The organism is Leyella stercorea DSM 18206, assembly GCF_000235885.1.
GTDB classification, from domain to species: domain Bacteria; phylum Bacteroidota; class Bacteroidia; order Bacteroidales; family Bacteroidaceae; genus Prevotella; species Prevotella stercorea.
Window position 1 is genome coordinate 24,248 of record NZ_JH379441.1, and the last position, 20,961, is coordinate 45,208.

At 54.1% G+C, this 20,961-nt stretch carries 14 protein-coding genes; 5 read left to right on the forward strand and 9 right to left on the reverse strand.

Annotated elements, in window-relative coordinates; genetic code table 11:
* Positions 1 to 32: 32 nt before the first annotated feature.
* From HMPREF0673_RS07935 to HMPREF0673_RS07955, 5 genes are all read right to left on the reverse strand, one after another.
* Positions 33 to 2,045: a fibronectin type III domain-containing protein gene (locus HMPREF0673_RS07935; protein ID WP_007900633.1), complete on the reverse strand. Its 2,013-nt coding sequence runs from the start codon at positions 2,043 to 2,045 to the stop codon at positions 33 to 35.
* A gap of 11 nt (positions 2,046 to 2,056) precedes the next feature.
* On the reverse strand, positions 2,057 to 3,310 hold the full coding sequence (locus tag HMPREF0673_RS07940) for an FtsX-like permease family protein (RefSeq protein WP_040596675.1): 1,254 nt from the start codon (positions 3,308 to 3,310) through the stop codon (positions 2,057 to 2,059).
* 168 nt (positions 3,311 to 3,478) lie between these two features.
* The gene (gene rbfA / locus HMPREF0673_RS07945; protein ID WP_007900641.1) at positions 3,479 to 3,814 is read right to left on the reverse strand and encodes a 30S ribosome-binding factor RbfA; all 336 of its coding nucleotides are present in this window, start codon (positions 3,812 to 3,814) and stop codon (positions 3,479 to 3,481) included.
* A 198-nt stretch (positions 3,815 to 4,012) separates the two neighbouring features.
* Entirely contained in the window at positions 4,013 to 5,812 is a 1,800-nt protein-coding gene (locus HMPREF0673_RS07950) for an Omp28-related outer membrane protein (RefSeq protein WP_007900645.1), read from the reverse strand.
* Between the two features lie 44 nt (positions 5,813 to 5,856).
* The gene (locus HMPREF0673_RS07955) at positions 5,857 to 7,632 is read right to left on the reverse strand and encodes an Omp28-related outer membrane protein (RefSeq protein ID WP_007900647.1); all 1,776 of its coding nucleotides are present in this window, start codon (positions 7,630 to 7,632) and stop codon (positions 5,857 to 5,859) included.
* Positions 7,633 to 7,854: 222 nt separating this feature from the next.
* Here HMPREF0673_RS07955 and HMPREF0673_RS07960 point away from each other — a divergent pair, with 222 nt between their 5' ends.
* The 3 genes from HMPREF0673_RS07960 to HMPREF0673_RS07970 all read left to right on the forward strand — a co-directional run bounded on the left by HMPREF0673_RS07960 (position 7,855) and on the right by HMPREF0673_RS07970 (position 10,373).
* On the forward strand, positions 7,855 to 8,514 hold the full coding sequence (locus tag HMPREF0673_RS07960) for a hypothetical protein (protein WP_007900654.1): 660 nt from the start codon (positions 7,855 to 7,857) through the stop codon (positions 8,512 to 8,514).
* A 6-nt stretch (positions 8,515 to 8,520) separates the two neighbouring features.
* Positions 8,521 to 9,471 carry a bifunctional diaminohydroxyphosphoribosylaminopyrimidine deaminase/5-amino-6-(5-phosphoribosylamino)uracil reductase RibD gene (gene ribD / locus HMPREF0673_RS07965; protein ID WP_007900655.1) on the forward strand — a complete coding sequence of 317 codons (951 nt, stop codon included), beginning with the start codon at positions 8,521 to 8,523 and terminating at the stop codon, positions 9,469 to 9,471.
* A gap of 152 nt (positions 9,472 to 9,623) precedes the next feature.
* On the forward strand, positions 9,624 to 10,373 hold the full coding sequence (locus HMPREF0673_RS07970) for an ABC transporter ATP-binding protein (protein ID WP_245544239.1): 750 nt from the start codon (positions 9,624 to 9,626) through the stop codon (positions 10,371 to 10,373).
* 161 nt (positions 10,374 to 10,534) lie between these two features.
* Here HMPREF0673_RS07970 and HMPREF0673_RS07975 read toward each other — a convergent pair whose 3' ends face one another.
* Positions 10,535 to 12,229, reverse strand: coding sequence for a Na/Pi cotransporter family protein (locus tag HMPREF0673_RS07975; protein WP_007900662.1), 1,695 nt, complete (start codon positions 12,227 to 12,229; stop codon positions 10,535 to 10,537).
* Between the two features lie 142 nt (positions 12,230 to 12,371).
* On the opposite strand from HMPREF0673_RS07975, the gene HMPREF0673_RS07980 reads away from it, so the two are divergent.
* A complete protein-coding gene (locus HMPREF0673_RS07980; RefSeq protein WP_007900665.1) occupies positions 12,372 to 14,033 on the forward strand; it encodes a nucleoside kinase in 1,662 nt (553 codons plus the stop codon).
* 157 nt (positions 14,034 to 14,190) lie between these two features.
* Positions 14,191 to 15,684: an alkaline phosphatase family protein gene (locus HMPREF0673_RS07985; RefSeq protein ID WP_007900669.1), complete on the forward strand. Its 1,494-nt coding sequence runs from the start codon at positions 14,191 to 14,193 to the stop codon at positions 15,682 to 15,684.
* 87 nt (positions 15,685 to 15,771) lie between these two features.
* Here HMPREF0673_RS07985 and HMPREF0673_RS07990 read toward each other — a convergent pair whose 3' ends face one another.
* The 3 genes from HMPREF0673_RS07990 to HMPREF0673_RS08000 form a co-directional block, all read right to left on the reverse strand.
* On the reverse strand, positions 15,772 to 16,671 hold the full coding sequence (locus HMPREF0673_RS07990; RefSeq protein ID WP_007900672.1) for a PfkB family carbohydrate kinase: 900 nt from the start codon (positions 16,669 to 16,671) through the stop codon (positions 15,772 to 15,774).
* A gap of 12 nt (positions 16,672 to 16,683) precedes the next feature.
* The gene (locus tag HMPREF0673_RS07995) at positions 16,684 to 19,719 is read right to left on the reverse strand and encodes a C10 family peptidase (protein ID WP_040596676.1); all 3,036 of its coding nucleotides are present in this window, start codon (positions 19,717 to 19,719) and stop codon (positions 16,684 to 16,686) included.
* Positions 19,720 to 20,056: 337 nt separating this feature from the next.
* Positions 20,057 to 20,566: a hypothetical protein gene (locus tag HMPREF0673_RS08000; RefSeq protein WP_007900676.1), complete on the reverse strand. Its 510-nt coding sequence runs from the start codon at positions 20,564 to 20,566 to the stop codon at positions 20,057 to 20,059.
* Positions 20,567 to 20,961 lie beyond the last annotated feature (395 nt).

The following is a 20,961-nucleotide window of genomic DNA, read 5'->3' on the forward strand; positions in this document are numbered from 1 at the left end:
GTGGGTATGGCAGGATGCCATACCCTCCTATATTACTTCACGACAACCTTGCGTGCTGTGCCGTCAGACATGCGAACGATGTTCACACCCTTCTGCGGAGCTGCGAGCTGTGTGCCGTCTACTGCGTAGCGAGCTACCTCTACGGCAGCAGCGTCGGCAGCGGCATCGTTGATAGCAGTCTCTGAAGCCTCGTGGATGAGCTGGAGTTCAGACGGACCGCTGTACCAGTTGTACTCGAGGTTGAGGAAGAGCGACTTGTGGTTGTTCACTGCCACTACGCGCTGATAGATGTTCTTCTTAGCATAGTCGGCTGGCAATGTGACACTTGCCTTAGCATCCACCAAACCAGGCTGACACTCGATGCAAGTAGCGAAGGCATCACCCTTCTTCAGCTGCTGTGTCACCTTGAGGTTGTCGATGTAAAGCACGCTCGGTCCGTCGGTTGCGTAGATAACAATCTTCGCGTCCTCGTAACCCTTGCTAAACTCGCACTCTACGTTCTTCCAAGTCTTCTTGTCGAGGTCGAAGTGCTTACGCTCCACCTCCTCGTACAGACCCGTTTCGGGGTTGAACGCAACGATGGCAGCGATGGCGTTCACCTGATACTCCGGATAGTTGTGCTCCTTGTCGAGGTCGTCAGATGCGTAGTCGCCCCAGAGCGAGACATTCAGCTTCACGCTGCTGTCGGCAGAGAAGTTGAGCACAGGAGTCTCAATCTTTGCATAGCGCTTAAGGTCCTCACCAGTCTCAGTATCCTGAACATTTTTTACAACGTCATAGAAGTAGTTCCATCCGTCGACCATTACATATCCTCCTGTGAGCGGTGCCCAATAGGCAGCAAAGCAGCCATTCATGTTTGTGCCCTTAGGATAGCCCTTAGCTTGAGTTTGAATATCCTTAGGTTCGTTGCCCGGAGTCCAGTCCATCTTTGAACCACCTGCGTCGGTTACGCTGTTGAAGTCCTCGTCGATGAGTGTGAACTCGCCGTCGTTCTCAGCGATGCGGTCCTCGTACACATAATAATTATAGAAGAGTGCGTTTGGAATCTTTTCCCATGTAGCGGTGTAGCTACCATCAGCAGCTATCTCCACGTCGTCTGGTGTGGGCGACTGCAGCTCATTGAGCACTACGTAGCGTGAAGGCTGCGACTTGCTTGTGCCGTCAGAAGCCGTCACGTTGTAACGATAGATTACGCCTGGTACGATATTGCGCACGGTGCAAATAGTATCGGTGGTCTCGAGGTCGGTAACAACCTGCTCACCAATATTACCCTCTTCGTCCGATTTATACACATTGACATAATACTTTGTTGCGCCTTCAACCTTGTTCCAGCGTGGGCGGAAACTTGTACCTGTATAGAAGAGGTGGCGCAGCACGTTAGGCGAGCCAACGGCTGTCTTCTCGTAGTAGACCTTAAAGTCGTCGAGCAGCACCTTCACGCCGTCCTCCTCGCGGAAGATGACGCGTGTGGCTTTCTTGCCCTGCTCAAAGCGCAGCGTGAACTCCTTCCACTCGCTTGTCATGTTCTTCACGTTGCCATACTCCGTATAGGCAGGGTTCTTCGGGTCGGTAACGTCCTGTGTGGTATAACCCAAACCAGCATAGTCAGGTGCGTTATTGATAAGACGAGCGCGGAACGACACGAAGTAGATGCCGTTGTCGGCAGATGCGTCGAACACCGGAGTGTTGAAGTGCGCAGCATAGTAGTCGTCAGCGCGTGTGTTGTTGAAGTAGATCATGCCACCGGCAGGGTAGACCTGGTACGATCCCCATCCTGGTGTCTGCGTATAGTCTGGGTTCACACATGAGTAGAAGATGTCGTTAGACGGCATACCAGTGCATGTGTTGATGTTGAAAGAGAGGTCGGGGTTGCTCTCCGAGCCTGAAGTCATCTTCGAGAAGTCCTCGCTGAGGATGATCATCTGTTGGGCATTTGCCTTTGCCGCTTCCTGCACGGTCTGCGCATTAGCGGTCTGCGTTGCTACTGCCGTCGGAGCGGCGAGCAGGACAGCAAGAGCTGCTGTCAAGCAATGAGTTTTGTTCATGTTCTATTTATTTATGGAGTTGTTATTCTGTTCAGTATCTGCTTGCGCAAGCGTCGTGCTGGTATCCACGAGGCTGCCCAGCCTATCAGTATCACGGTGATGAAGACAACAAGCACATCCCAGTAGTGAACGCTTACGGGGTAGGCGTTGACGATGAATGTGCCCGAACTCTCGCCCATCTTCACGAAGCCGAACGCCTGCTGCAGTCCGCAAAGTGCCAGTCCTAAGCCGATGCCGATAAGTGCGCCGACAGCCGATATGATGCGACCCTCGTAGAGGAAGATGCTCTGTATCTGACGGTCGTTGGCTCCGAGGTTGTGCAGCGTGTTGATGTCGTCCTTCTTGTCGATGATGAGCATCGAGAGCGAGGAGATGATGTTGAAGCACGCCACGATGAGTATGAACGTGAGGAACACGTAGGCGAGCACTTTCTCTATCTGCATGATGCGGAACGTGTCCGCCTGCTGCTCGAAACGGTCGAGCACGCGGAACTTCTCGCCTGCCGCTGCCTTTATCTCGCGCTTCGCCGTGCTGAGGTCGGTGCCTGGCTTCAATCGGAGTTGCAGGGAGGAGAGCATACCGTCCTGATCGAACAGCTGGCGAGCGAAGTAGATTGACGTGATGATGCGGTCGCGGTCGTACTTGTTCTGGTTCACAGCGTAAACAACGCCTGGCGAGAGCAGCGAGTCGACCACGAAGCCGTCGGTCGGCGTGTCGAGGTCGGTGAGCTGTCCACGGCGCACGGGGGCGTAAATCTTCAGATAGTCTGCCCAACGAGCGCCGAGCCCCAAGTCCTGCGCGAGCCGTATGCCGGGCACACCGAAGTAGAGGTTGGCAACACGCAGCGTGAAGTCGCCGTCGCCATAGAGAATATCGCTGATATTGGTGAGCTGGTCGAAGTTCTCGTCCACGCCCATCACGGTCACCATGCGTTGGCGGTCGCCGTAGACGGCTATCGCCTGATCCTCCACCACGTCGGTAGCCACGTCCACGAAGTCGAGATGACGTATTCGGTCGAGTTCCGGCGCGTCGGCGTTGATGGTCTTGCCTTTCACCGGCACCACCTCTATCTGCGGGTCGAAGTTGGTGAAGAGCGATGCCACGAGGTCGTGAAAGCCGTTGAACACGCTCAGCACAATCACCAGTGCCATCGTGCCTACCGCTACGCCTGCCACAGATATGAAGCTGATGACATTGATGGCACCCACGCTTTTCTTCGAGAACATGTAGCGGCGTGCTACGTAGAATGAAAAGTTTCGTTTCATGATTTTATGTGTTGTTATGGTGAAGTGTTGAGGGGTTGAGATGGTGATGTGTTGAGATGTTGAGATGTTGACATTAGTTTATAGCTAAATGACAAATCTCACCACATCACCACATCAACATCTCACCACCACATCATCTCACCACCTCATCATCTCACCACACCAACCTTATTTTTTCAACAGTTCATCAATACGTTCGATGTAGTCGAGCGAGTCGTCTACGAAGAAGCGTAGCTCGGGAATGATGCGTAGCTGGTTGCGCACGCGTGTGCCTAACTCGTAGCGGATAGACTTCTCGTTGGCAGCCACGTTCTTCAGCAGTTCGTCCGACTTCTCCGAGGGGAAGATGCTGAGATAGGCGGTACAGATGCTGAGGTCGGGCGACACACGACAGCGTGTAACGCTGACCATTACGCCGTGCATGGCGCGGGTCTGGCTCTGGAATATGAGGCTTAGCTCCTTCTGCAGGAGACGTGCTATACGGTTTTGTCTTGTTTCTTGCATAGTTCTTTTTGTCTGTATTATGTTAATTATCCTACTCTTTTTCTGTTATTTATCCAATTTATGCAAAGTTACTGTAAATATAATAATGTACAAAAGTTTTTTAGTTTTTTTGTGTATTATAGGAGGGTATGGCATCCTAAATAAGAAGCGCCAGAACTCGAACAAGTTCTGGCGCCTTACTGTATGCCGTAAGCGTGCTTAGAGCACAATCTTCTTCACGAATGTCTGCTTGCCCTTGGTCAGGCGCACGATGTACATGCCTGGCTTGAGGTTGGTGTTCGCTACAGCCTTGCCGTCCACGGTGTAGACGCTGATCTTGCCGTCGAAGTCCAGTGCGTCGATGTAGCCGTTGAGGAATGTTATGGCAGGTGTCTCCACGTTGTTGATGTCGCGGATGGCAGTCTCTGTGGGCTGCATTTCCTTGATAGGCACCTCAACCACGTTCTCAACGTACTTCGAGTTGCGATCAATGACGAAGGCGATGAGCTTCAGGTTCTTGTAGTTCTGAATGTTATTAGGCAGGTTCAGCTCAACGGTGTGGCTGAATGCGTCGCCGCTGTTTATCTGCTTCGGGAACACGTCGCTGATGCCCTCGTTTGTTTCGTATCCCAGGCGAGCCACGTGCTGAAGGTCTAACGCAACAAGTCCGCCCTTCTTCTCCCAACCGTAGTAGGACTTCACCGAACCGGCATAGCCGTTCTTCTGCTTGTAGCCCTTCACGTCGTTCTCAATCACGGCGAAAGCTAAGCCGTAGTTGGCGTTGGGCTGTTCGCGGTTGAACTTCACAACAGCCGTTGCACTCACCTTTGAGTGGTTGTCATCGGTGAAGTTGGCGATAGCGTCGATGCCGAGCACCGAGCCGCTGTTGATGAACGCCTTCACATAGAGTTCGTTTTTATCTTCAGGGTTAAGGTTGTTAATACGGCGACGGTCGTAAGAACCTCTCGGGAAGCCATTGCCTGCGCTGTATGCATATGAAGGACACTCCAACTCGGTAGGTGTGCCGCTGAAGCAATGCTTCGCCATAGCCACAAACTGTCCAGGGAACTTGGTGTGGTTCTGCGAAATCTCCTCGATACCGCGCACGCACCACGAACACTTAAGACCTGTGTACTCTTCCATATATACACGCTTTACGTCCTGCACGTTGGCTGTGACGATAGTAGATGTGTATGTGTTGTTGGCAGCGTAAGCATCCTCCTTGCCGTTCACCTCTACGAGGCGCACTTTCATATTCTCGCAGCCTTTTGCATCGGGAGCGTTGCAGGTGATGGCGAACTCATCCTCAGCACGCGCAGCGACGGTCTGCTCGATGTCTGCGAATTGCTCTTCTGCGTTGCCGATGGTATAACCAATGCGTAGCGATGTTATTTTTGCAGCTGCGAAGTTGAGCAGCTTGCCCTTTATCTCGTAGGTGCTACCAACGTTTGTCACCACCTTTTTCACGCCACAGATAGCCACGTCAACTGGTAGTTCTGTGCCTTCTACACGCATTTGCAGAGCAAGTGCGGGTGCATTGTCAGGAGTAAGTTTGGTGTTGTCTGTCCATCCTTTGCCAAAGTCGGTGAAGTTGCCACCTTCGCAGTATTCATCCGTAACACCCACGACGTTGATGTCGCTTGTGAACTCATAGCCCAAGTAGAAAGGTTCGCCAGTGATGGTGTATGCCTTGCCGAAGAGCACTGAGTTGAGACCCTTGTTGCCCATGTCCGCCATCTTCTCCGTAGCATACGCACCGTTGAGGTCTTTTGCTACGAACGCCTTCACAGTCTCAGCCTTGTCGGTGAGCGAGAAGCGCATACCGGTCACCTTCAGACCCTTGTACATCTGTGCCACTTCTGCAGGAATGTATATGGCAGCCTTGCCCTGACGTGTGCCGATGCTACCATACGGAAGGTCGGCTGCCGTCTTTCCGGCGTATCCCCAGTAGGTATATTTTGCGTTAGCCGCTGTCACAGCGAACAGCAGCATAAGCAGTAGTGAGGTTATCTTCTTCATAATTTTTTCGGTTTTTTAATTAGTACTGGTTTTGTCTTGATTGATTAGAGCGAAATCTTCTTCACGAAGCTCTGCTTGCCGTTGGTGCCACGCACGATGTACATACCACGAGCGAGCGAAGCGTTCTTCACGAGCTGTCCGCCTACGGTGTACACCTGCAGTGTACCGTCGAAGCCGTCGGCAACGATGCTGCCGTTACGCAGACTGAGGTCGGGTGCCTGTGTAGAGGTGATGTCGGCGATAGAGGTCTCGCCAGCCTCAAGCACGGGCACCTCTACGGCGTTCTCCACGTAGCCGTGGTCGCCACGGTTGATGAGGAATGCCACTACCTTAATATTTTTGCGGTTCTGCACGTTCGACGGAACGTTGAGCACGGTGTTGTGGTTGTAGATAGTAGTGCTGTACACATCGTTCACGGGGATGCTGTTCTCGATGCCGCCTACGATGCCGAAACCAGCACGAGCCACATGGTTGAGCGTTACGGTGGCCATCGACGGCTTGTTCTCCCATCCGTCAAGCTCGCCAAATTTGCCATTTGCATAGCCGTTGTTCTGCTGATAGCCGGTCACGCCGTCCTCGATGATGGCGTATGCTATGCCGAAGCTGCAGTTGGTCATATCCTTCACGAACTGCACATTGGTGTTCACATTGATGTGTGTATAGTCGCCTGCCACGTAGTTAGCCTGGGTCTCGATGCCGGCAATGGCTGGACACTTCTCAAGGATGGCATCCATGTACTGGTATGTTGTAGAGGGAACGGGGTCGAACGTAGCGCGGCGGTCGAGTGCTGCCTGCGGATATACGCCCCAGTTAGCATATTCGTACGACGGACAGCGCAGTTCCGACGGTGTGCCATCGTAGGCGTGCTTGGCGATAGCGATGAAGTTGTCGGGGTACTTCTCCTTGCACTTCTCGATAGAGACGATGCCGCGCGGACAGTTGCCGCAATAGATGCCGGTAGCCTCCTCCATGAGCACGCGCTTTGTGGTGGCGATAGATGTCATCAGCACGTTGCACTCCGCTGCGTCGTTGGCTGGGTTCGCATCCTCATCAACCACAACGCGCACCTTCAGCTTGTGTGTGCCCTTGGTCTTGATGCCGGGGTGAGTGAAGCTGAACACGTTCTCGCTGCGGTCGCCGAGTGTCTCCTCGAAGTCTACGAACTGCTCCTCGCCGCCGTCCACGCTGTAGCCGATGCGGTAGCTGTAGAGCTTCGTAGCCGAGAGATTCACCACCTTAGCCGATACGTTGAACGGCTCGTTCTCCTTTGTAGCGATGTCGCGCAAGCCCATCACGCTGAGGTCAACGGGCAGGTTGTCTGCCTCGATGCGTGCAGTGAGCGAGAGAGCGTTGGCTCCGTTGGCTGCGTTGTCAACCCATCCGTTGCCGAAGTCGGTATAGTTAGAGTAGGCTGTCTTGTTGGCTACATAGCCTATGCATGCGTCCAGTCCGCTCACTTCGTAGCCGATGTAGAACGCCTCGCCGGTGATGGTATATGCTGCGTCGAACTTCACGATGTTGTTGCCCTTGTTAGCCTTGTCGCTCACTTTCTGTGCGAATGGTGTAGCGTTAAGGTCGGTAGTAGCGAACACGCTCAGCTTGCTTGCCTGGGCAGCTAAGCCGACACGCACGCCTGTGAGCTGACAGCCCTTGTACAGCTGCGCCACCTCAGCGGGGACATAAATGGCTGCCTTGCCGTAGGCTGAGGAGCCGTAAGCGCCTACGATGTCTTTGTCGCAATAGCCCCAATAGGCGAACTTTGCGTTTGCTGCTGTCGCAACGAGCAACAGCATGAGCAGTAGTGTAGTGATTTTCTTCATATTACGGATGTTTATAGTTATTTCTTCAGGATGTGTATTGCTATTCTTTACGGATGTTTATAGCTCTCTCGATGCGCAACAAAATTACTACTAATTTTAGAAAAAACGATGTTTTTTATATGTATTCTTTTGACATTTCGCAAATTTATAGTACTTTTGGCAGTACAGATGCAATTAATGCTGATTTGTATAACCTAAATATATACTAAGATAACAGTTACTATGGAAAAGAAGATAACGCAAGAAAACTTTGAAGATACTTATGTCGACAGTATCGAATTGGAGCGCATAGACAAGTTCGTGTGCGACGAGATGGCGCGACAAATTCACCGCTATATCAAGGCGATGAAGGGTTCGAAGGCTATCATGCTGAAGTTTGAGGAGCAGTTGGCTACACTCACCGTGCCCGAGAAGGAGAAGGCTATCGCCCGCTACATCGACCTGAACCGCAAGGTGATATCGGGTCTCGATTTCAAGGTGGTGCTCGCACGTGCCATGGCTAACTACTCCGACACGTTCGCCTACCTCGTGGAGTTGGTGAACAACAAGCGCAAGATGGTGTTCTACCTCAACCGCATACGCGAGAAGTACGAGCAGTATCACGAGGTGTACGAGGAAAACGGCAAGTTCGGCATCAAGGATCATCAGGGCAACGTGCTCGTGCCTGCTCACTACGACTTCCTCCGCACACCGTATGTCTACGTCGACGACCTCCGCTCGCTGCCGGTCATTGCGCAGCGCGACGGCAAGATGGGCTTGGTGATGCCCGACGGCAAGGAGACCGTGGTGCTCGACTTCATATACGATGACATCGAGCTGCGCGACGAACCGCCATACTTCGAGGCGTACGCAGGAGAGGAAAAGACATTGTTTGACCTTTAATTAGTTATGGACCAACTTTACATGCGCCGCTGCCTTCAGCTCGCTGCCAACGGACGACAGAATGCTAAGCCCAACCCCATGGTGGGCGCTGTTATAGTGGCTGCCGACGGACGTATCATCGGCGAAGGCTACCACGTGCGCTGCGGCGAAGGACATGCCGAGGTGAACGCGTTCGCATCGGTGCGCCCCGAGGACGAGGTGCTGCTCAGCGAAGCTACGATATACGTCAGTCTGGAGCCATGCTCCCACTACGGCAAGACGCCGCCATGCGCTGACCTTATTATAAGGAAAGGTGTACGCCGCTGCGTCGTGGGCTGCGTCGACCCGTTCGCAGCCGTGCAGGGTCGTGGCATACAGAAGCTGCGCGATGCCGGCATCGAGGTGACGGTGGGTGTGCTCGAAGAGGAGTGTCGCGAACTGAACCGCCGCTTCATCACGTTCAACGAAAAGCGCAGACCGTACATCATACTGAAGTGGGCGCAGACCGCCAACGCCTTTCTCGACGACAACGGCGTGGCGTGCGCCATATCCACACCGTTCACAAAGACGCTTGTTCACAAACTGCGCGCCGAGAACGATGCCATTCTCGTGGGACGCATCACCAACGAACGTGAACAGCCGCGTCTCGACGTGCGCCACTGGGCGGGCAAGGCACCGCGCCGCATAGTGATCGACCGCCGTCAGCCTGCCTTCGATGGTTTGGACTTCTCGAAGCCTGTCATTCCGCAATTGCTCGAATGGCTGCACCGGGAGAAGTGCCAGTCGCTCATCGTGGAGGGCGGAGCACGCACGCTGCAGTCGTTCATCGACGCTGATGCGTGGGACGAAATACGCGTGGAGACGGCTCCGTTCTGCGTTAGTGGTGGCACCGCGGCTCCTAAACTGCCCACCAACGTGCGCCTTGTGAGCCACAAGGTGTACGACCATAACACTATCGCCACATTCCACCGCCAATGAACGAAGAACTCTCCATAGAACTCTGCCACCTCACCGTTGGTTACTCAAAAAAGGGGGTGCACTTGTCCCAAGTGCACCAACAAAGCAACAACACCAATCAGGGGGTGCACTTGTCTCAAGTACACCAGCAAAGCAATGAATCCCAGCGGTTGGTGCAGCTGAGACAGCTGCACCCCTTTGGTGCGTGCTGCGTAGCTTCCGACCTCAACGCTACGGCTCTGCCCGGCACACTCACTTGCCTTATCGGCCATAACGGCACGGGCAAGTCGACGCTGCTGCGCACCATAGCACGCCTGCAACCGTCGATTGACGGCAGGGTGCTGATAGGCGACAACGATATCAGCACACTGAAGCCTACCCACCTCTCGCGTATGCTCTCCATCGTGCTCACCTCGCGCCCCGACGTGCGCAACATGACCGTCGAGGAACTCGTGGCACTCGGACGCGCCCCCTACACCGGCTTCTGGGGCCGTCTCTCCGCTGACGACCGCCGCATCGTGCGCCACTCTATCGAGAGCGTGGGCATAACAGCGATGGCTGAACGCCGCGTGTGCACCCTCAGCGACGGCGAGATGCAGAAGGTGATGATAGCGAAGTCGCTCGCGCAACAGACACCTGTAATACTGCTCGACGAGCCTACAGCCTTTCTCGACTTCCCTGGCAAGATTGACTTGATGTTGCTATTGCAACGTCTTGCCCACGAGGAGCGCAAAACAATTCTTCTTTCTACACACGACCTTGAGACTGCCCTGCAGACTGCCGACCGCTTATGGCTACTCGCCGACGGTGCATTGCACGACGGCACACCGCACGAGCTGGCAGACCAAGGCTTCATTGACGATTATATTGGTCGGAAGAGCGTCAAGTTCGACAAGCAAACGCTCAGCATACAGATTCTATAGGGGGTGCACTTGTCTCAAGTGCACCTACAAAGCAAAAAAAGTGCACTTGTCCTAACTGCACCAACAAAGCAAAAAACTGCACCAACATAAAATAAATGCACCTTTGCTATGTTGGTGCACTTGAGACAAGTGCACCCCCTATTTTTTACCTTTTTACTTTTCTAAGCCGTGTGCTGGCGTGTGCCCATACGAGCCTCAACTACATTCACCACATAGTCGCCAAGCTTCTCGCACTCCGACACGATGTCCATATACATTGTGCCGATGGCGTAGGTGTACTTGTGGTCGTTGATGTCGTTGATGTTCTGCGAGCGGAGCTGGTTGCGGTAGTTGTTTATCTCGTTCTCCACGTTGAAAGAGCGGTTGACGTCGAGCGAGTCGCGACGGCCGGTGAGCATCACGTTCATCTGTGTGAGCGCATCGTCGGTGAGCTCCAACATCTGGTGCAGGTGCTCGTACTGCTTCTCGGTGAAGTCTTCCTTGCCCTTGAGTTTGCGGCTGAGTGTGCGTGCCACGTTGTAGCATGAGTCGCCGATTGACTCTATCTCCGAAATCTCGCGGAGCATGGCGCGTATCTTCGCCTTGGTGTCGTCAGAGAGGTGTGCATCGCTGACGTTGTTGAGGTAGTTGGCAATCTCTATCTCCATATTGTCCGAGATACTCTCGTACTTCTCAATGCGTGTATAGAGTTTGTTGAACTTTGCCTCGTCCTTCACGCCGAGCAGCTCGCGTACCATACCGAACATACGCTGTATGCGTTCAGCGAACGACTGTATCTCCTTCTGTGCCTCAAGCACCGAGAGCTCCGGTGTCTTCATGATTGAAGTGCCACCGATATAGCGCAGACGGAAGTCGTCCTCGTCCTTGCGGTTAGAAGGTTTGATGACGTAGCACACGAAGCGTTCCATCTGCGGGATGAACCAGATAAGCACGGCTGTGTTGCATACATTGAACGTAGTGTGGAAGGCAGCGAGCACTACCGAGAGGCGTGCTGCGTCGATATGGTCGGCATGTGGGTTGACACCTACGAAGCTGCACACCATGTCGATGAACGGATAGAAACCGCAGAGCACCCATATCACACCGAACACGTTGAACGTGAGGTGGGCGAAGGCAGCGCGGCGTGCCTGTGTGTTGGCGCCCATGGCTGCGATGTTGGAGGTGATGGTGGTGCCGATGTTCTCGCCCAGCACAAGCGCAATGCCCATGTAGATGGGTAGCACGCCCGACGAACAGAGCACCATGGTGATAGCCATGAGGGCTGCCGACGACTGCATACAGAACGTCAGTATGGTGCCAAGACCGAGGAACGAGAATATGGTGAGATAGCTCTCCTTGTCGAAGGAAGCGAAGAAGTCAATCACTGCTTGGTTATGGCTGAGGTCCATCTCCTTACCCGTTGCGCCGAGCGTAGAGATAGCGAAGAACATGAATGCCACACCGAAGAGGAAGTCGCCGATATAACGGTGGCGCTTGCTGTAGATGAGCAACAGGGCTATGAAGAACGCGGGGAACACGAGGTTCGCCATGTTGAAAGAGAAGCCAAGCGTCATAATCCACGCCGTGAACGTAGTGCCGATATTGGCACCCATAATAACAGAGATGGCTTGAGCAAGGGTTAGCAGTCCGGCGTTGACAAACGAAACGGTCATCACCGTGGTAGCCGTAGACGACTGTACCGAGGTTGTTACAAACATACCGGTCAGCAGTCCGGTGAAGCGGTTGGTGGTCATTGCGCCAAGAATATGGCGGAGCTGTGAGCCTGCCATCTTCTGCAGAGCCTCGCTCATCACCTTCATACCGTAGATGAGGAGCGCCAATGAACCGATGATCTTAAAAATAATCCAAATCGACATATTATTTTAATATAATTTATGTGGCATTTATGCGCGTTGTGTCGAAAAAACAGAGTACCTTTGTTATTGGCAAGTACTTAATAGGTAGTTCAAAGCCTCTTTTGATAGATTTCTATGTAAAACCCTTAAAAGCTTTAGCCAAATGAAACAGATGATACAAATCCGTTGCAAAAATAATAAAAAAACTTTGAAAGTAGCAACAGGAAGTACACTTTCTGACATTTTTTCTCAGCTTGATGTGCAGATGCCTTACCCTCCGGTGAGCGCAAAGGTGAACAACAAGGTAGAAGGACTGCATTATCGTGTGTACAACCCGAAGGACATTGAGTATTTGGACGTAACGTCGTCGTCGGGCATCCGCGCCTATACACGCACGCTCTTCTTCGTGCTCTGCAAGGCGGTGCACAAGCTGTTTCCGGAGAGCAACGTCGTCATCGACATTCCGGTGAGCAACGGCTACTACTGCGACCTGCGCTTGGGTCGCCCCGTTACCACGGCTGACGTAGACAAGATACGCCGCGAGATGCAGAGCCTCGTCGACCGCCGTCTGAAGATACGTCGCCACCAGGTACCTACCGACGAGGCGATACGCCTCTTCGAGGGGCTCGGCTATAAGTCGAAGGCGATGCTGCTGCGCACTACGGGTAAGCTCTACACTACATATTATGATATAGAGGGCTTCGTCGACTACTTCTACGGCACGATGCTCATCAACACGGCGCAGCTCACACTCTTCGGTATAGAGAAGTACTACGACGGTCTGCTGCTGCGCATACCCTCGCGCGAGGACCCGACGCAGCTCGGAGCACTGGTGCGTCAGGACAAGATGTTCGATATCTTCCAGGAGCATCACCGCTGGCAGAACCTGCTTGGCATGTCTACCGTAGGCACGTTCAACGAGGCTGTGAGCCAGGGGCACACCATCGATATCATCAATCTGTCGGAGGCATTGCAGGAGAAGAAGATCGCGAAGATTGCGGAGAACATCGCACACGAGTCGCGTGTGAAGATGGTGCTCATCGCTGGTCCGTCGTCGTCGGGCAAGACCACGACGTGCAAGCGTCTCTCCATACAGCTGCTCTGCAACGGTGTCCGCCCCGTGCCTATCTCGCTCGACGACTACTTCGTCGACCGCGACAAGACTCCGCTCGACGCTCAGGGCGACTACGACTACGAGTCGCTCTACGCGCTCAACCTCGAACTGTTCAACAAACAGCTGCTGCAGCTCTTCGCCGGCGAGGAGGTGGAGTTGCCGCGTTACAACTTTCAGACCGGTCGCAGCGAAATGAGTGGCAAGCTGATGCGCATGGAGCCGAACGACGTGCTCGTGGTGGAGGGCATCCACGCGCTCAACCCCGAACTGACGGCGCAGATCGACGAGAAACTGAAGTATCGTGTGTACGCCTCGGCACTCACCACCATACTGCTCGACGAGCACAACTACATCCCTACCACCGACAACCGTCTGCTCCGCCGCATCGTGCGCGACTATAAGTATCGTGGTTGTTCGGCTCGCGACACCATACGCCGTTGGCCCAGTGTGCGTGCCGGCGAAAACAAGTGGATATTCCCTTATCAGGAGAACGCCGACACGATGTTCAACACGGCGATGATATACGAATTAGCTGCCATCAAGACACAGGCAGAGCCGCTGCTCGAACAAGTTCCGGAGAACTGCGAGGAGTATGCCGAAGCTTATCGCCTACGCAAGTTCCTCAGCTACTTCAACGCCATCGACCACTCCGTGCTCCCACCGACCTCGCTCCTGAGAGAGTTCCTCGGAGGCAGCTCGTTCACGTACTAAAGCCCCTCCCCACCCTCGGCTTAGAAAGGCTTAGAAAGGCTTAAGAAGGCTTAAAGAGGCTTAGTACCCTCGGCTTAAAGAGGCTCAAGAAGGCTTAGAAAGGCCTATCAGCAAACAAGCAATCAAACAAACAACAATAAAAAAGCCAAAACACAAAATGAAAAAAATCTTCCTATCACTCCTCGTGTGCATCGTGGCGCTCACTGCCTCTGCACAAGTAGCTCGTCCGAAGCTCGTTGTCGGTCTTGTTATCGATCAAATGCGTTGGGACTACATGTATTATTACTACGACAAATTCGGCGAAGGCGGCATGAAGCGCCTCATGGCTGAAGGCTTCTCGTGCGACAACCAGATGCTCAACTACGTGCCTACCATCACCGGCGTGGGACACTCCTCTATCTACACAGGCGCCGTGCCTGCTGCCAACGGCATCCCGAGCAACGACTTCTATCTCGACGGTAAGCGCATCTACTGCACCGACGACCCCACAGTGAAGGGCGTGGGCACCGACTCAAAGGCTGGCAACATGTCGCCGAAGAACCTGCTCGGCACCACCATCGGCGATATGCTGCGCTGCGCTACCGACTTCCGCTCGAAGGTTATCGGCATCGCACTGAAGGACCGCGCCTCCATACTGCCTGCCGGACACTCTGCCAACGCTGCCTACTGGTACGACAAGTCGGTGGCTGGCTTCATCACAAGTTCCTACTACATGGAGAAGCTGCCCGACTGGGTGAAGAAGTTCAACCGCGAAGCGGGCATGAAGAAGGGCTACGACCCGAAGTCGGGTGCCGACGGCGTAACGCTCACATTCAACATGGCGGAGGCTGCGCTGAAGAACGAGCAGCTGGGCAAGGGCGAAACACCCGACATGCTCTGCATCAGCATCTCATCTACCGATGCCATCAGCCACAAGACGGGCACATGGCTCTCGCCTGGTAAGGAGAACGAAGAGGTGTTCCTCACGCTCGACCGCGACATGAAGAAGTTCCTCGAAGCACTCGACGCGCAGGTGGGCAAGGGCAACTACCTGCTGTTTCTCACCGCTGACCACGGCGGAAGTCACAATCCGAACACACTGAAGGAGCACAAGCTGCCTGGTGGCGGTTGCGACATGGGCGCAAAGATGCGCGACCTCAACGAGAAGCTGAAGGCAGAGTTCGGACTCGACATCAAGTATGCCAAGGATGTTATCGGCGAGGGCTTGTATCTCGACCACGAACTGTTAGCGCAGAACAAGCTCTGCCTTGAGAAGGTGAAGGCTGCGGCTATACGCATACTGAAGACCGACCCCGACCTGCAGTGGGTCATCGACTACGAGAAGGCGGCTTATGCGTCGGCTCCGCAGTGGGTTCGCGAGCGCGTCATCAACGGCTACTACCATGGCCGCTCGGGCGATATCATCCTCATGCCGCGCATCAACTACTTCGAGTGGCCCGTAGCTAAGGACTTCCTCGGCTCGTCGCACGGCACATGGACTCCGGCTGACACACACATTCCGCTCATCTTCATGGGTTGGAACATCAAGCCCGGATATACCAATCGCCAGACTCACATGGACGACACCGCACCTACAGTATGCTCGCTGCTGCACATACAGATGCCGGATGCGTGCACCGGCAACCCGATAGTAGAGGTTACGGACAAGTAAACCGGCGTATAAACACACTAAAAGTGGCACTTGTACTGGGTACAGGTGCCACTTTTCTTTTATACTAATAAATATGTAAAGTACGAACTACTCAGCGTACTCGTTGAAGCACGGGGTTGTAGCGAGCACGGCTTGCACGTCTTCGACAGTGCCTTCAAATGGTCCGCTGTGCTCGAGCTTGCGTGTACACATAGCAGCAGCGAAGCGTCCCGACTCCTCTACGTCCATGCCTTGCGCACGACACCACAGATAGCCTGCCGAATAGGTGTCGCCACAGCCCGTAGCGTCTACTATCTCCTTCGGCTCGTAAGCCGGTATCTCGTGGAACTCGCCGTCGACAAGGATGATGGAACCGTAGCTGCCGAGCGTCACGCACACCTCCTTCACACCCCACTCCGCCAAGCGAAGGGCTGCCATACGTGGGTTGCGCAATCCGGTGATGACCTCCATCTCGTGCTCGTTCACCTTTATGATATCGGTGTTTGCGAGTATCTCGCGCTTGTCAGCCCAGTCGATAGCGAACACCTGCTGATTGCGCACCTCGCGCAGATAGCCCTGCGCGTCGATGGATATCTTGCCCTTTGTAGAGAGATACTTCACAAGCTCTGGCGAGATATCGTCGTTGAGCAGTGTGCCGAGGTGATAGACACGTGCGTCTACGCTCTTCATCTCCTCGATGGTGAACGGGTCGGCACGTTCGAGCACACGCTGTGTGCGGTCGTTTTGGTTCTCGCCATACTTGTTCTCGAAGTAAACGGTGTGGCGACTGGGGTATGTGAGCACGTCGATGCCCACGTTGCGCATGTCGTCAACGGCTTTCATCTCGCCCTCGCCCAACTTTGTCACAAGCTGGAACGACACGTTGTCGGGCAGATGGTTGATAGCATAAGAGAAGTAAAAAGACGTACCACCTGCCATATATACTGTCTGGCGTGGGGTGATAATCTTGTCTTTTGTGATGTGTCCTATGCAACAAATATCTTTCATACTTATATGTTTTTATTTTATTATGCTTATATCGTCAAGCCACACTGTGTTCGCGCCCTTCTGAAGCTGCACTACGCGCATCAGCATACCGCTGAGCGAGTAGATGCCTACCTGCTGCGCCTGCTGCATGTGGAGCGTTATCCACTGCTTGCCAGCTGCCTTCATGGGGAGAGAGGTGTGGAGGCCGGCGGTGGCGGTTATGCCGTCGACCGGAGCATCGGGCAGGTCGGCTACAACGTTGCCAAACTTTGTCCAGAAGCCCGTAGCACGATATGCAGCCTCGCTCGAAGCCGGCACATGCAGCGTAACGTTCTGCGGACGGCACTGTGCGAAGGGATAGCTGTCGGTGTTGCTGCCTTCGGGCGGTGTCATCGCGTAGCAGTAGATGTCGGTAAGGTACTGGCATCCGCAGAATGCGTTGTCGCCAAGTGTCTCGATGCTTGCCGGCAGTGTAATCTGCTTGAGCATCGGACAGTTGCGGAAGCACTCGCTGTCGATATGGCGTAGCGTAGAGGGCAGCTGCAGGTGCTCAAGATTGGTGCATCCCATGAAGAGCATTGCGCGAAGGCGCTCGATGTTCAGTTCGAGCGTGAGCGATGTAATGAACATATTGCCCACGAACGGCGACATGCCGTCGGTGTTGTCGAAACCACGCACGGTGTATTCGAGCCCCTCGTAGTTGATGGTGGCTGGGATGGTTATTGCGCCATGGTACATCTCGCCACTCGGGAAGGTGACCTCGGCGAAGTTGCCGTCGCCGTCATATATGGCTTTATAGTCGACACCGCCATAGGTGAAACGCTGTGGCAGTGCGGGCAGGTCGTCGACGAAGCGTGCGAACATGCTCCACTTGCTGCTCTGCTGGAACGCGCCAGCCAAGCCTTGCTGCACGTGTACGGTGACCTTGCCCGGGGTGCTCAATCCTTCAAACGCATCGGCAGCAACGCAGTCGGGCGACGACGGATGAGCATATATGTCGGTGAGTGCCTGGCAGCCGCTGAACAGCTTGCTGCCGGTAGCCTGCAAGCATACGGGCAGCGAAATGGAACGCAGCACGTAGCAATTCTTAAACGTCTCACTGCCTATCTGCTTCAACGAGCGTGGCAGAACGCAGTTGGTGAGTCGGCTGAAGTCTTTGAACGTAGCACCGAACAAGCCTTGCGGTGTTGTGGCGTTTTCGAGGTTCAGCTGCTGCAGCGACTGCAGCGAAGATAGGTACTGCAGGTCGGTGTTGTTCAGAGTGCCTGTTACGGTGAGTGCCTCCACTGCATCGGCATCAGCCACAGCCTTCTGCATAGCAGCCTCCAACTGTCCTGCCTTCTCCACGTCTACGCTGCACTGAGCCACGAGCTCTGCTGCCGTGTAGCCCTTCGCCTTGATGTAGAGCGTGTCGGCGGTGAGCACCACGGCGTCGGCGGTGTGAGCCACGAACGCCCCACCTGCGAGTCGCAGCATGTCGATGCTCTTCTCAACAGAGCTATTGAAGTCCACATTATATATATATGATGATCCGAGCAACGGCTTTCCGTTGAATGTCTTATTGTTTGGGTTGCTGCTGTTGATAGTGACGTTCTTCGTATCGCTCACCACCTCTACCACGGGCACCTTGCGCTCGTAGGCTTCTACAATCACTTCCTTGCCCAACGCATTGAGCACCGGCAGCCACTTCGCTGAGCCGTCTGTGCACGCCACGAGCCGCAGATAGTCGCCCTTGACAGCGTTATTGGCAGCTGCGAACTCGAAATCGAGACTCTGCGTGCTGCCTCCGTTCATCTGCACCTGCTTGCTGCCCAACGCCTCAACCACAGAACCGTCGGCGTGGCACAGGTTCCACTGCATCTTGCCTTGCCATGTGGTGAGTGCAGAAAGGTCCGAGAGGTGTACGCTCTGCTTCTCGCCAGCCTTCAGCGTGGTGAGCGTGGTGTAGAAGCCCTCGTACTTGCCTTGGCAGTCGAGCTGGAGCGGTGCACAGTTCTCTGCCTTGAGCGGAGTGATGCCTATCACTGCCTGCTGCTTGTTGGCGAACTCGAACGAGCGGTCGGTGGATGTTATAGCCGAGATGGCGAAGTAGCCGTTGCCGCTGCCGTTCCATCCGAAGTTGAAGTGGAAGAGGTTGTCGCGGTAGCCGTCGAGCACGAAGCCGTGTGCACCGCGTCCCTGTATCGACTCGCCGGTGTAGATGACCGGGCGGTTGCTGTCAATCTCCTTGCGCATCATGCGGTCCCACGTAGCGGCATCGTAGTCGCTGGCGGTGAGCAGACGCGCTGTCGAGCCATAGCGGAAGTACTGCGCAAGAGCCTGCGGCACTAATGTCTGGCGTGCGCCACTGCTCTCGGCTGCGTAGTACATCTCCACCGATATGCCCAAATGGCGCATGAGCAGAGCCACAGCGGTGGCTTGCGTGTCGTTGAACTTCTCGTAGCTCATCGGCATGTTCGCCCAGTCGTAGTGGGTCTCGCCGAATTTGGCTGTCATCACCGAGTCCATCCAGATGTGTGTCTTGCTGCCGTTGCCTACGTCAGGCCACTGGTGATAGCGCATCACGATAGCCATCGCTGTCGCTGCGCATCCTGTGGGGTACGTCTGTGGTGTCATGCGGTTGAACGGATCCCATTGTCCCCATGCTGCGGTCTGCAGCTGACGCTCGCCTTTGTAGAGGGCGGAGCGTGCAGGGGCGTTGGATACAGATATGGTGGGCACGGCTCCGAGTGCAGCGTACTGCGCTGCGTAGCCTTCGAGCAGGTCGGCAAGTCCGTCGGGGATAGCATTGCCTACAAGAGCGTGGTCGGTGTAGCCGAGGATGCGCTGCATACGCTCGTCGCCCGACACTACGAGCAATCGGTTATTGTCCTCGTTGGCGAACAGATAGTAAGCATCTGTAGCCTCTTGAGTAGCACTGGCAGCACGCTTAAGCAGCTTGCGACCGCACTTACTGTTGACACGTAAAGCACAGACCTTGGCGTTGTTGTCCTTCGACTGAAAGAAATCGGCTGCCACTTTCTGTGCGTCAGCAAAGGTTCGCTTCTGTGCCAGACCAGGGAGAGCCACAGATAACAAAACAAAAATTGTTGTTAATAGTTGAGTTCGCATAAATTATATTTTGAAAGTTGTCATGTCGTAGACTGATTTCATACGGCAATATGTATGAAAAGATGCGATAATTATCGCTTGCAAAGTTAGACAAAACTTTTGAAAATCAGCCGTTTTTTATGCGTTTATTAAAAAAGAACTTGCCACACGACACCTCCAAGAGGGTCGTGTGGCAAGCCAATCATTAGTATGTTATGAAAAATTTAAGAGAGTCAAAGGCTTCACAGCCTCGAACTTTTGGTGTTTTAACTAAACATGATTTTATTGAGAAAGCATAGAAATTTCGTTGTTACCTTTACTTGAGCATGGAGATGTCGTGCTGCTCCATCTGCTGCGGCACAGCCTCCATGGCAGCCTTTTTCATCGAGTCGAGGTGGGCTGAATCGTTCAGCGCAACCGACACGCCCTGCACTGGGCGCGAAGAGTAGCTGCCTGGCATTGCGGTGTTGCCCGCATCGTGGCTCTGGAACGAGAACTGGGCTGCCTGCGTCAGCGTGAGCACGATAGCCACCATTGCTGCTGCCTTGAAGAGCGGCGCGAAACGCTGGCTGATATGTATCGGCTGCGCCTTCACCTTTATCTCCTGTGGCTCGTCAATCATGGACATGATACGCTCGTCGAAGTCGTCGCCGAGGCGGTCGGTCTTCGTTTCGGTCTGCTCGTAGTTGAAGAGCGGACGGTACTTGGCGAGTTCCTCCGGCACACACAACTGACTGAAGAACGAGCGCAGTATCTGCTCTTCCTCAAGCGATGTCTCGCCATTCCAGTAGCGTTCCAGAAGTTGGTTTATATATTTATAGTCCATATTATTCGTTATTATTGAGGGTGTATGTTTGGGTGTTTCTATATTGACGACGAACGAAAAGGGGAAATGTTACAAGCAAACTCCACTTTTTGCATCCTTTAACACATCTTCTGCTCTACATATCTTCATCTTCTCCGTCTCGTATCGACCGACGCGGATGTCTGCGTCGACCGATGCGGATGTCTGCGCCGACCGATGCGGATGTCTGCGCCGACCGATGCGGATGGCATGAGTTGATGTTTTGCACTTATAGGGGGTGCACTTGTCTCAAGTGCACCAACCAACCAAGAAGCGCACAAATCAGCCAAGAACTGTACAAACCAATCAAGAACAGCACCAACCAACCAAGAACTACACAACACCACCTCTGTTGGTGCACTTGAGACAAGTGCACC

Excerpts from the sequence above, each read along its gene's own strand:
- HMPREF0673_RS07935 (WP_007900633.1), bottom strand. The coding sequence starts at position 2,045 with ATGAACAAAACTCATTGCTTGACAGCAGCTCTTGCTGTCCTGCTCGCC.
- HMPREF0673_RS07940 (WP_040596675.1), bottom strand. The coding sequence starts at position 3,310 with ATGAAACGAAACTTTTCATTCTACGTAGCACGCCGCTACATGTTCTCG.
- rbfA (WP_007900641.1), bottom strand. The coding sequence starts at position 3,814 with ATGCAAGAAACAAGACAAAACCGTATAGCACGTCTCCTGCAGAAGGAG.
- HMPREF0673_RS07950 (WP_007900645.1), bottom strand. The coding sequence starts at position 5,812 with ATGAAGAAGATAACCTCACTACTGCTTATGCTGCTGTTCGCTGTGACA.
- HMPREF0673_RS07955 (WP_007900647.1), bottom strand. The coding sequence starts at position 7,632 with ATGAAGAAAATCACTACACTACTGCTCATGCTGTTGCTCGTTGCGACA.
- HMPREF0673_RS07960 (WP_007900654.1), top strand. The coding sequence starts at position 7,855 with ATGGAAAAGAAGATAACGCAAGAAAACTTTGAAGATACTTATGTCGAC.
- ribD (WP_007900655.1), top strand. The coding sequence starts at position 8,521 with ATGGACCAACTTTACATGCGCCGCTGCCTTCAGCTCGCTGCCAACGGA.
- HMPREF0673_RS07975 (WP_007900662.1), bottom strand. The coding sequence starts at position 12,229 with ATGTCGATTTGGATTATTTTTAAGATCATCGGTTCATTGGCGCTCCTC.
- HMPREF0673_RS07980 (WP_007900665.1), top strand. The coding sequence starts at position 12,372 with ATGAAACAGATGATACAAATCCGTTGCAAAAATAATAAAAAAACTTTG.
- HMPREF0673_RS07985 (WP_007900669.1), top strand. The coding sequence starts at position 14,191 with ATGAAAAAAATCTTCCTATCACTCCTCGTGTGCATCGTGGCGCTCACT.
- HMPREF0673_RS07990 (WP_007900672.1), bottom strand. The coding sequence starts at position 16,671 with ATGAAAGATATTTGTTGCATAGGACACATCACAAAAGACAAGATTATC.
- HMPREF0673_RS08000 (WP_007900676.1), bottom strand. The coding sequence starts at position 20,566 with ATGGACTATAAATATATAAACCAACTTCTGGAACGCTACTGGAATGGC.